At 57.8% G+C, this 11,491-nt stretch carries 9 protein-coding genes; 5 read left to right on the top strand and 4 right to left on the bottom strand.

What is annotated here, in order from left to right; all coding sequences use genetic code 11:
* The first annotated feature begins 18 nt into the window (after window positions 1-18).
* The 3 genes from H8A95_RS08035 to pyk all read left to right on the top strand — a co-directional run bounded on the left by H8A95_RS08035 (window position 19) and on the right by pyk (window position 4,165).
* The gene (locus H8A95_RS08035; RefSeq protein ID WP_229182692.1) at window positions 19-1,797 is read left to right on the top strand and encodes an FAD-dependent oxidoreductase; all 1,779 of its coding nucleotides are present in this window, start codon (window positions 19-21) and stop codon (window positions 1,795-1,797) included.
* Window positions 1,798-2,160: 363 nt separating this feature from the next.
* On the top strand, window positions 2,161-2,637 hold the full coding sequence (locus tag H8A95_RS08030; RefSeq protein ID WP_229182691.1) for an Lrp/AsnC family transcriptional regulator: 477 nt from the start codon (window positions 2,161-2,163) through the stop codon (window positions 2,635-2,637).
* 115 nt (window positions 2,638-2,752) lie between these two features.
* A complete protein-coding gene (gene pyk / locus H8A95_RS08025; RefSeq protein WP_229182690.1) occupies window positions 2,753-4,165 on the top strand; it encodes a pyruvate kinase in 1,413 nt (470 codons plus the stop codon).
* A 471-nt stretch (window positions 4,166-4,636) separates the two neighbouring features.
* On the opposite strand, the gene H8A95_RS08020 is transcribed toward pyk, so the two are convergent.
* Window positions 4,637-5,155: a hypothetical protein gene (locus H8A95_RS08020; RefSeq protein WP_229182689.1), complete on the bottom strand. Its 519-nt coding sequence runs from the start codon at window positions 5,153-5,155 to the stop codon at window positions 4,637-4,639.
* Between the two features lie 280 nt (window positions 5,156-5,435).
* Between H8A95_RS08020 and H8A95_RS08015 the strand changes: the two genes are divergently transcribed.
* Complete coding sequence (locus tag H8A95_RS08015) at window positions 5,436-8,024, top strand: lysozyme inhibitor LprI family protein (protein WP_229182688.1); 2,589 nt, start codon at window positions 5,436-5,438, stop codon at window positions 8,022-8,024.
* Between the two features lie 100 nt (window positions 8,025-8,124).
* On the opposite strand, the gene H8A95_RS08010 is transcribed toward H8A95_RS08015, so the two are convergent.
* Window positions 8,125-8,745 carry a hypothetical protein gene (locus H8A95_RS08010; protein ID WP_229182687.1) on the bottom strand — a complete coding sequence of 207 codons (621 nt, stop codon included), beginning with the start codon at window positions 8,743-8,745 and terminating at the stop codon, window positions 8,125-8,127.
* 173 nt (window positions 8,746-8,918) lie between these two features.
* On the opposite strand from H8A95_RS08010, the gene H8A95_RS08005 reads away from it, so the two are divergent.
* Window positions 8,919-9,824, top strand: coding sequence for a hypothetical protein (locus H8A95_RS08005; RefSeq protein ID WP_229182686.1), 906 nt, complete (start codon window positions 8,919-8,921; stop codon window positions 9,822-9,824).
* Window positions 9,825-9,882: 58 nt separating this feature from the next.
* On the opposite strand, the gene H8A95_RS44370 is transcribed toward H8A95_RS08005, so the two are convergent.
* Together H8A95_RS44370 and rpmD are read right to left on the bottom strand one after the other, a co-directional pair.
* A complete protein-coding gene (locus H8A95_RS44370) occupies window positions 9,883-11,253 on the bottom strand; it encodes a hypothetical protein (protein WP_420839350.1) in 1,371 nt (456 codons plus the stop codon).
* Window positions 11,250-11,393, bottom strand: a complete 144-nt coding sequence (rpmD, locus tag H8A95_RS08000) for a 50S ribosomal protein L30 (RefSeq protein WP_420839349.1) — start codon at window positions 11,391-11,393, stop codon at window positions 11,250-11,252. Before rpmD ends, H8A95_RS44370 begins: the two co-directional genes overlap by 4 nt.
* Between the last annotated feature and the right edge of the window lie 98 nt (window positions 11,394-11,491).

The following is an 11,491-nucleotide window of genomic DNA, read 5'->3' as shown; positions in this document are numbered from 1 at the left end:
CACGTGCAGCGAGGCCGCATGAACACGCCAAATAACCGTGCTAAACCTGACACGATCGCTTTCGCCTCCAAAGGGGGGGCGAGACCGGATCAGGACTGGGAAACAGATGTCGTCGTGATCGGCAGCGGCGCGGCTGGACTGTCGGCGGCGCTCTATGCGGCAAAGGCCGGACTGCGCGTTATTGTATGCGAGAAATCTCCGCGACTTGGCGGAACGACGGCCCTGTCGAATGGCATGATCTGGGTTCCTTGTTCTGCTCAGGCGCGCGCGGTTAACATCGATGACACCATCGCCAATGCGAGGACATATCTGCAGCATGAACTTGGCGTTCATTATCGTGCGCAATTCATTGATGCTTATCTTGAAGACGGCCCAGGGGCGTTGACCGCGCTCGAGAACGGCACGAGCGTCAAGTTTACCCTGGCCTCTACACCCGATTATCACTCGAGCCAACTTGGCGGCGCTGATAGGGGACGGGCACTGAGTCCGGCTCCTTATGATGGGCGGCTTCTAGGCAAAGACTTCGATTTGATTGGCGACCCCATTCGGCTTGTGCTCGGGGGCATGATGATCTCATCAAGTGAGGTGAGAAGCTTTCTCAACCCGCTCCAATCTGTTGTGTCGCTCAAGCACGTCTTCACTCGCCTGAGCCGCTATGCGCGGGATCGACTCAGCTTCAGGCGTGGCACTGAGCTCAGCGGCGGGAATGCCTTGATCGCGCGGCTGCTGGTGAGCCTGCGCGAGTACGGCGTGGAGATTTGGCCATCCTCTCCAGCGCTCGAACTCATCAAGGAAGGCGGGCGCGTCACGGGTGCCGTCGTCAAGAGGATCAACCTTGACGTCTGCGTGCATGCCTCGCGTGGTGTTGTTCTCGCAACTGGCGGCTTTGCCCGGAACGCGCAATTGAGGGCGGACCTCAGTGGTGCACACCAGCACGACCTTACCTTGGCCCACACCGATGTTAATGGTGACGGCATTGGGCTTGCAACCGCGCTCGGGGCCGCCGTCGACAAAGATGTCGCATCCGCCGGCTTCTGGACCCCAGTTTCAATCCTGAAACGCGGTAGGGGGTCTCAGGTTGTCCCATACGGCTGGCTCGACCGCGGCCGTCCTGGAGTCATTGCTGTCGGTCCAAATGCCAGACGTTTCGTCAACGAATCGAATTCGTACCACGATATTTGCCTGGCAATGTTTGAAAACGGATATCCAGAAGATAAGCGATTCTACTTCATCTGCGATCACCAGTTCGTGCGATTGAGGGGCATGGGACACCTGCTGCCATGGCCCTGGACGTTGAGCATCGGTAAATATGTCCGCCTTGGCTACATCAAGGCAGGTGAAACGATTTCGGAGCTCGCAAAGCAGCTGGGACTGGATTCCGCTGTGCTAAAAAAAACGATCGAGGAACACAACGCGCACGCTGCCCAAGGACGGGACCCCCTCTTTATGCGTGGGGAATCGGCCTTCAATCGTACGCTCGGCGATCCGACCGTGGGAAAAAATCCAAATCTTGGACCAATCAAACACGGGCCATTTGTCGCGTTGCCGATCGTCCCGGCAACGCTAGGCACGGCGACGGGATTGGCGACCAATAGTTACGGAAACGTCCTGGATACACAAGGCAACGCAATCCAGGGTATTTACGCTTGCGGCAACGACATGACTTCGCCGATGCGCGGAGTTTATCCCGGGGCAGGCATAACAATCGGTCCCGCCATCGTATTCGCATATCGCACCGTCAACGCAATAGTGCTTTCCGCAGATCAGGAGCAAAAAGCCGTCGCTTCCGGAGCTTGACCGTCAACCACACTCGTGCGTGGCGGGGGAGTATGTGTTCGGGTCCGGGGCGCGCATCGATAGAACCGGAGCCGGACAGCCTTCTCATCGGCAGCGGACGTGGGTTCCCGACGCGCGACATTCTCGAGATGGCGGCCGGGTTCGAGGTGGTAAGCCCCGGCGGACGGTGAGATCGCCGCACCAACTGTCTTCGATGTATCACAAAGGGCTGGGGTCCCATAGGTGTTACAAGGCATATGACAGCGGGAGAAAATCGATCGTTCAGCAGCTTGGCTGCGTAGTGACGAATCGAAAATGTCAGGACAAGCCGCGCAGGCGTCTGCTTCCCCGAGGCGATCGCAATCCGTTGGCCGCGAGGCAGTGATGCAACTCGACAAGATCGATTTTCGTCTTCTTGATCTCGTCCAACGAGACAATCGCCTCTGTAGCGAACAACTTGGAGGGAAGGTCGGCCTATCCGCATCCGGAGTTCAACGTCGGCTGAAGCGCCTTCGATCCAAGGGTATCATAGAGGCCGACGTTTCCATCATTTCTCCAAAAGCAATTGGGCGGAATGTGACGGCAGTGGTCCTGATTTCGTTAGAGCGCGCGCGTGCCGACACCGTTGATCGCCTAAAGCGACAAATTCGCAAGATGCCCGAGGTGATGAGCGCGTTCTACGTTACGGGTCTAGCCGACGTCGTCTTGCTAGTTACCGTAAACGATATGGAAGATTACGAGCGGTTTGCCCGGCGTCTTACCGACGAAGGTTCAGACATAAAGCGCATTGAAACAATGGTTGTCATGGATCGATTCAAAGCAGGATTCACTTTGCCAATAGCTTCCATCGCATGGTGTTGAGCGCGACTGACGAAGAGGACGTTGGCTTGCTCAACCGCCGTCGAACGCGGTCCTTAAGCCACTGCTTTGGACTTTAGCGCTAGATCTATCGCATTTTTTCACATGGAGGGATACGTTGCGTCGCTCGCGTCACGCCAAGATCGTGGCAACCGTCGGCCCGGCAAGTGCCGGACTTGAGAAGATACGTGCTCTGTACCTTTCCGGGGCAGATATCTTTCGGCTAAACTTCAGTCACGGAACCCATGAAGACCATGCCAAGGTCTATGTGTGTATCCGTGAACTCGAGCGGGAATTCGGCCGGCCGATAGGCATCCTGCAGGATCTCCAAGGTCCAAAGCTCCGCATCGGCTCCCTTGAAGAAGGCAGGCTGGTTTTGCGTGCTGGTGAAACGGTCCGCTTTGTGATCGATGGAGCCAAAGGAACAAAGCAATCGATACCCTTGCCTCATCCGGAGATTTTTGCAGCCGTCCATCCCGGACAAGAACTTCTCATTGATGATGGCCGGGTGCGCTTGAGGGTCACCGAGCCAGGAGATGGAGAAATCGTTGCGCAAGTGGCGGTTGGGGGCCCGATCTCGGACCACAAGGGGTTCAACGTGCCGGGGGCGGTGCTCGACTTATCTCCGCTCACCAAAAAAGATCGGACCGACCTCGCGTTCGGCATTGATCTCGGGGTCGACTGGGTCGCATTGTCCTTTGTTCAGAAACCGTCCGACCTGATCGAGGCGCGCGCCCTGATCGGAGAGGCAGCAGGTCTGATTGCGAAATTCGAGACGCCGATGGCGCTCGATCGCATCGACGACATCATCAGCTTGTCAGACGGCGTTATGGTCGCGCGCGGTGATCTTGGCGTCGAAATCCCGCCCGAGGAGGTGCCTGGCCGGCAAAAGGAGCTCGTGCGCGCCTGTCGGCGTGCCGGAAAACCCGTCATCGTCGCAACGCAAATGTTGGATTCCATGGTGGCAGGGCCAACGCCGACGCGCGCGGAAACCTCAGATGTCGCGACCGCCATCTATGATGGAGCCGATGCAGTGATGCTGTCTGCTGAATCGGCAAGCGGGGCGTATCCGATCGAATCGGTCGCCATGATGGATCGCATCATCAAAAGTACGGAGCGGCATCACCTCTATCGGCCGCTGATCGAGGCTTCTCGAGCTGACGTGGAGAGCACCCCTTCGCATGCCGTCGCGGCTGCAGGCGCAGATCTTGCCGCTACCATTGGCGCCAAGGTCATCATCGGCTTCACGGCAGGCGGGACGACGGCCGCTCGGATTTCGCGCAGCCGGCCGCCAGTGCCGATCCTCGCCCTTACTCCGGATGAGAGGGTGGCTCGGCGCTTGTGCTTGTCGTGGGGAGTGCACAGCGCCGTGTCCAGCGATCCTTCCGGCTATAAGGAGATGACGCAGATCGCCACAGCAGCCGCGCACCGTGAAGGCTTTGTTAGATCGGGCGACCTAGCTGTCGTCGTCTCTGGGGTGCCGTTTGGACTTACAGGAGCGACAAACAATCTTCGCCTTGTCGCATGTTGAGGCCATGTCCTTCGCATCGAACTGCCGGACGCGACCCAGATTGCCATATGGACCATGCTTGGAATTCAGGTGTGACCAGCAGCTGATATTGCAAGAGTCCGAGGGCAGCATCAGCCTTCCAAGCTGAACACGAGGGTTCGATTCCCTTCACCCGCTCCAAATCGATTTCTATCAAAACAGTCGATTGCGTGTGTTTTGGACGCCGATTTTTCCGCCCGCTCTCGATTTTCATACAACCGCCGTACAAACCGGCTCAAATCAGCTCATCGCTGTAATCGAGTCCTTCGTGCGCCGACGACTGTTCTGCCGCATTCGAATCCTTTGAGCAGCCGTCCTGCGGGGCTGCATGACCGGCGCTGCGCACACATTGTCCCCTGGCTTTCGGGCCAACCTCGGGACGCGGGTCGGAGAGAATGCGGCACTGGCGGATGGATTGCGACGCCATTCAGCTGATGTCGAGCTTGAGATCGTTCACCAGCCGTTTTCCTCGATCAGCTCCTTCCAAAGTTCATGTACTCTTCCGGCAGCCATCCGCACGTCGACGTAGTCCTGCCCATTGCGGACAAGGATTCTCAGGCGAGGTAGCGAATATAACGCGCCGCCGCCCATGCCGTGGCTGCGGGGATCGAAGCCGCCGCTCAGTCGGACCTGTATGTCGGGCGCACCTTCCAGCGCCGTCCGCCTCTGATTGAGCACCAGGTGCTTTGTTGCGTTGGCGATATCCGCAACAATCGCGAAATGAGGTTCCAGCTCGCAAAGCTGCTTTAGGAAGTCTTTCTTGCCTGAAGGGATGGCCGGACGAGGCGCGCCCCGATAGGTCCAGCGCTTGCCCTGGTGCGTTTCGATCACCCAGTCGCTGAGCGAGAGAAGCGAATTGCACGCGTGATAGGCCAGCCGCAGCTCCGTCAGTCCGGGTCCCGCAAATGACTTCATGTCCGGATCGACCACGTGCGTGAGAAACTCCTTCGGAGTTTTGAGTCCAGCTATCATTTCAGTTCTCTTTTCGGGATGTTGTGTTGCGTGGATGGGTTGCCGTCCAGTTAGGACGGAAGACTCTTCGATGTTGCAACGACGCAACAAATGCGAGTAATGTTGTTCACTATGCTTTTCTACGTGTTGCACGTAGAGGTCGAAACGTATTGCACTGTCCCTCTTAAAGAAGCGCTTATTTCGTCGAGGGGTTTTTATGTTCGTATCGCCAGCCGCCCCATTAGGGCGTGTTTTAGGACGCTTCGCGTTCTTGCTTCTGACTATCAGAGCCCACGGAGCTATGCGCGCTGTCTTAGCGATCGTGCTGGCGGGCCTGCTATGGATCTCGCAGGCCGGCGGTGCGTCCGCGCAGTTGGCGAAGAACTCGGATTGCTCTACCAGCCTAACATCATCGCCAGCGCATATTGTCTGCTTCGATGGCGAGTTGAGTGTCCTGGCCAGCGAGACCACATCGGTCTATCGGCGAGCACTAGCTGCGCTGCAGGGCGCGCCTCGAAGCAGACTGGTCGACGAGCAGGCTGCCTGGGAGGCAGGTCTTTCGACCCGATGCGACCTGTGGCGCTGGGTGAGCCCCGATTACGCGCTGACGGCTAGGCCCTGCTTGACGCGGGAATATGTCGCGAGGATCTCGAAGCTTGGTAAGGAAGTGACGCCTCAGAACGAGAGGCTTCAGAGTCGCCAAGGCGCCCGCAGCGCGCGGCGCTATTTCACAATATTGTCGCGACACGAAAATCCTACCGATGCCATCAACGCATTCGCACAGGCGCGATACAGTTACCCGTACGAGAGCTTCGAGCTCTACCCGCCGCGCGGTGCGAACGGGCAATGGCTGCTCTCCTTCGCATCCTATGTTCCCGTCGGCACGGCAACAAGGGCGCGCGACCTGGCCAGAGCGCTGGCGATATCGGCGCTGCCAGACGTCTGGCTGGCTCCAGAGTACCTCGTCGAAGACACTGACTGGAATCCGTGCACCATCTCAACCGACGCCGCCCGAACGATCGTCTGTAACGGCAAAACGTATGACGCTCTGCTGAGCGACAAGGCGACGGCGTCATCCATGCTCTCTGGCCGATTGAACGATCAGCCCAGCGAGGTCACGCTGGCGTCGTCCTATTTCACGATCGTTCGGTCTGCCGCGAGCCGCAGCGAGATCAATGGTCTGCTGAATTCGCTGCTGTCGAACTACAAGTCGATCCAGTTCGATCTCTTTCCCCCTTTCAACGAGACGGGAAAGTGGGAAATTATGATCGCCTCATACACAGACAAGGAGCGGGCCGAGAAAGCCGCCGAACTCGCCAAATGGCTCGGGATGGGCGCTGACGTTCGCGTTTGGCAGATGCCGGAGCCGTTTAAGCCACCGGCGGATTGGAAGCCGATTGGATTGCGTGAGGTTGTTTTGAAATGCCTCGCCCAGGACGCGCGCACGATCCTCGAGATGTACGCATGCTCCGGTAGCGTGGTGACGCCACAGGTGCTTCAGAGCTGCGTGAAGCGCGGGGTTTGCGAGCTCGGATTCGGGGCGCTTTCAGCCTCGGCCTATCTGACCAGTCAAAAACTTGATTGGAACACGCCGCTCAATGTTCAATTGACGCTGCCGAACATGGATCAGGTGAACAAGTGTCTCGATGACCACAAGAAGGACGAGAAGGGGTATGTCGACTGCGCGATCGGTATTGTCAGGAGCGCGAACGCGATATCGACATGCGATCAGAAAGCCCAAAGTGGCGAACTCGCAAATTGCCTGTTGCAGTCGGCGGGCGTGCGGCGCGCACAAATCGAATGTTTGAGCAGCGCAAGGGGTGATCCTCTCAGCTGCGTCAACGCCGGCGCTTCCAAAGCCTGGGTCGAAGCAAAGGATTGCCTATCAAAGCATACAAATGCGGCCGAAGCAGCGTCGGCCTGTGTGGGCGTCAGTCTCGATGACTCGGCGATCAAGCTTGGCAAATGCCTCAACGAGCGCGGCGCCGACAAACTCCAATGCGCAGAATATTTGCCTAATGCGCAATCCACGCTTGCGATGGTCCGATGCCTCAGGGCTGCGCAATCGGGTGCTTCGGCGCTGCTCAGCTGCGGAAACCTGGCCGACGCAAATCTGAGCTCGGCGGACCTGGATTGTTTAAGAAAGGCTTCCGGCTCCGACGGGTGGCAGGCGAGCTGCTTCGCAAAAGGACTGCAGGGGCCGTCATCCTGCTTTCCGAGATATTCCGGCGACAGGGAAAACGTGCTGAGCTGTATTGCGAATGAGAAGCCTGCCATCCGGGACACCTTGACTGCGATCCGGTGCATCACGAACGGCAAGGCAGCCGTCGATCTGATCGCGACCTGCACACAGTCCTTCGTCAAGGATCCCAAGGTCCGTCAGGCACTAGCTTGTGCGTCGCAATCGAACAACGCGCAGGCTTTTGGGGGGTGCATCGCCGGCTCGTTCCTCGGTGAGGAGGAACGGCGCTTGCTCAATTGCGCTACACAGTCCGGCAGTTATGCGGGCATGGCGCTTTGTGCGGCAGGGCCAAAAATGAATCAGGAATGGATGATCGCGGCGCAATGTGCGGCGTCATCTGGAGGAGTGCCGGTCACGGCGGCGGCTTGCACGGCAGGCTGGCTGACATTCAACGAATTTGGCAAATGTTTTTCAAAGGGCATTGGGGGATCGGGTTGCTTCGGCCCGGGGAATTCCATTGTCGTGGCAGTCAACAACGCAATTCACGACATCACAAAGGGGCCTGGCGAAAACAATGAAGCGGTCAAGTTCCTGAAGAATGTCGCAGGAATCGAAATCAAGGACGTGACGTGGGCGACGCCTTTGGGCGGGGAGAACGCATTCATCCCCAAATTGGGCAGAGACATCGGTCGCGTTTTCGGGTGGTAGAGTCTCAAAGATCCGGCGGGGATTCTGATCTGCTTCGTACGTATCATCTTCCAGACCTCGTCCCGGGGAAACACAACGCACGTCCTCCTTAACGAGGAGCCTAGTAATCGTTCGCTTCGGGCGCGGGTGAAGCTTTGCGAAAAATTGCGAGCAGTGAGGCAATGATCGAAACAAACAGGAGCAGACCCAACACTGCCAGCGCTGGATCGGTGACGTACGGCAGATATTGATCGACATATTCCAACGGCTTGCCGTCGGCTGCGAACCGATTTCCCATGGCATAGCAGGAGCTTTTGTCGCAAGTTCGAGTGAATGCTTCTACGCGGCTTCCCCAGAACGACTCGACCAAAGGGGATCTCTTTTCCCATTCGTGGATCTTGCTGTCCGCGTACATGTTGCCAAAGACGATCAGCGCGGTGATCAGGCTGACCATGTACGTCACAGCGCAGCCCCAAGAGATGACGAGGTTGCGGTCAGTGTCGCTTTCGAACGTGGTGTTAGGGGGGATGGCGACTGCCTTGGCCTTGCGTGCTTCCTTTATGTAAAGCGTCAGTGTCGATATCAGCAGGACTCCCACCAGCAGCGAGACGCCAAGCCCCCAATAGGCTCTGGAGATTTTTACGCCTTGATCAGGGCCGTTGCGGACAAAATAGCCCCACGCAACGGCGAGCGGAACGTAGTAGTTGCCGAGCCAAGTCCAGAATTTTGCAAGAGGAAGCATGGGTGTGATTTCATAACCTGTGTCGTGCGACCTTCGTCAATTTGGCAAATCCGCCGCCTCGAGAAAAGGCCCAAAACTGTTGACACGGGAACTTAAAGGTGCGTAAACGCACTGGTTGAATGCCCAAACGTTCTTCGTTATGTTCAAGCAGGATCTGACCGAAGAGGTGCGGCGTGCGTGGCCTGCTGATCGTGTTTTGGTTTGCTCTGTGCACGGCGGCGATCGCCGAGACCGCTCCGGCCAATGCTCCCGCGGCCGCGCAAAGTGATCGAATAGCTGTCGGCCCGATCGTTCTTAGCCAGGACGTGCAAGGCATTACGGTCAACACGTCGGTTACCATGAATTTTGCGGTCGAGACGAAAGCCGACGGTCTGCAACTGTCGCTTGTCCTCGATGCCAGCCTTGTCGATTTGCAGCAGAAATTTGCCCAGATCGTCGGTACGTTGCCGCTGCCACGTGACAATTGCAAAAGCTTCACATTGGTCAATCCTGTCGTCAGCCTGACCGATCGCACGTTGAAGGCTGAAGGTGACACGGCGGTGATCGCGCTATCGGGTGACGTCGACGGCTGGACCTGCCTTGAAAATCCCGTGCCGGAGACGTACTGGGACTCAACGGGCTGCCGGGGTGACCTCCCGTTCGGGGGCCACTACGTGTTTGGCTGCCCCAAGACCCGGCCCGGAAGCCCGATCAAGAACAAGAGTTTCACCCAGCCATTCGAAGCCACACTGCCGGTCAACCTCCAAAAGACCGGAGATGCGTCGCTCGGCTTGGTCTTGGGCGAACCGAACGTGAAGCTCGGCGGGCAGTTTGTCTTCATAACAAACGGGCTTCTCAGCATTGCCGGCATCAACATCAACGATCAGGCCAAGAAGGCTCTGGAACGGGCGATCGATCCCAACAGACTGACGATTTCCGTTCCGAAAGAGTATGCCGATCTCAATCCGACGGTTGTAGACGCCTCGTTCAGGTCGGATCAGGGTCAACTGGCGATCCGGCTAAACATGACGGCTCTGCTGCCGCCTGCGCGCATCAACGAGATCCTTGGTGGCCTGGTGAAGAGCTTGAAGAAGCCCTAAGAGGATGGAGCGGGAAGCAGGTCAGCGCAATTGCGCCGGCGGCTCGGTTGAGAGGCCGCTAGCCTTGATGACGTCTCCTTCGGCCAGCCACCCAAATTGAAGTTCCTGAAAACATCGGGTGAAACTGCGGCGCCAGAGACACGATCGAGTTGTCTGGCTGAAGGAACTGGTGACAGGCACCCGGAATAAGATCCGGATCGAGCGGAATCCTTGCGCCCGGATTGTGAAAGACGGTCATTCCCTCAACCCAAGTCTCGGAATATCGCGGCGCGTGAATGACATGAACAAACGGCGTTCGATGCTGATCATCTTGCGCAACGCCGCTGCGCACCATCCGGACATGCTTGCTGCCAAAGCCGGCGAGATAACCGAGCCGGTTGAATTTTGGTAGCGTGCCTTGAGCATTGACGATGACGGCCGAGACATTCTCCGCATTCGGGAATGAGAAGAAGCCGGACTGCTCGCGAAGCTCACCCCAAACATGCTCGTCGATGAGTTCAGGGCTGCCATCGACCAGACTGTGCCGAACGCCGAATACATAGTCGCTCATGGCCGCCGAGATGAACCTCATGGCGCCGGGACTATGGAAGTCCTGCACCGCGATAACGAACGGAATTCCGTCCATTTCCGGCCTCTCCCAATACGGCGTCGGATGCTCGAGCTTTCGGCGCAGAACTCGGCCAAGTCGGATCGGCACGTAGTTTTCGATGTAAGCCAACAGCTCCTGAGGACTGGCGGGCGGGGGGACCAGCGCGCCTGGATTCACGGACGTCGCTTCGATTCCGATTGCGCCATCCGGGCCCAGGAAGATGAAGTCAGGGATTGCAAGCTCCGGCGCCGGTGCGTAACCGAGCTCGGCAAAGGTCGCAAACAGATATAATTCCCACAATCGCGCGTCGAATGCCGTCGTCGGCAATTGCTCGACAAAATTGCCGTCCATGTCCTCGTAGAATCGCATCATAGCTTCGATGATCTCGCGGGCCGGCGAGTAGCGGGCCTCTGAAAGCAAGATACGGAAGCCTTGATTTAGTTGATCCGGTGATACGATAGGTGTGAGGAAGTCCATGGGCGCGCCCGGCGCGTCTGCCTGATGGAAGGCCTCGTCGGGCTCCCCATTATGAAATTCCATTTCTTTCATGAGGTCGCGCCGCGCGTCCGCGATGGACGCCATGGAACTGTTGGCGTCGATTGCGCGATAGCGGAGCCGTTCGTCGCGGCCCAGAATGATCCAGCCCCAGTCGTTATCTTCGATATCTCGAACGACCATGCCGATGACCCGTTCGTCGCCGGTGGCGTACCATTCCGCTTCTTCGAACACGGTAACCGTCGCTGGATCGCGCGAATAGCCTGCGAGCGCGTTGAAGCGGCGGAAGGAGAGCTCCTTGATTTCGACAAGGATCGTTAGCATGTGCTTGACCTTGTCGATCATCCGTGAACGCAAGGGGTGTTCTCCAAGGTTCGCACGCGTCCAATTTTGTTGAGCCCCAGACCTATGAGCGTGCGCCGCTGATACGCCGGTCGTCGGATCGGACTACCGGTCTGGACGACCTTGATGAGGCCTCGTGCCATGCCATGCCTCTTGCATGCTGTTGCTGACAAAGAGCGATCACGCAACTATAGCGAGAGCCGTTCGAACGGCAAACCGGCGACTACACGGGCGCTGTGAA

The organism is Bradyrhizobium oropedii, from assembly GCF_020889685.1.
Taxonomy (GTDB): Bacteria; Pseudomonadota; Alphaproteobacteria; order Rhizobiales; family Xanthobacteraceae; genus Bradyrhizobium; species Bradyrhizobium oropedii.
Note: the sequence above shows the minus strand (reverse complement) of the source record. Positions and strands in the feature narration are given on the sequence as shown.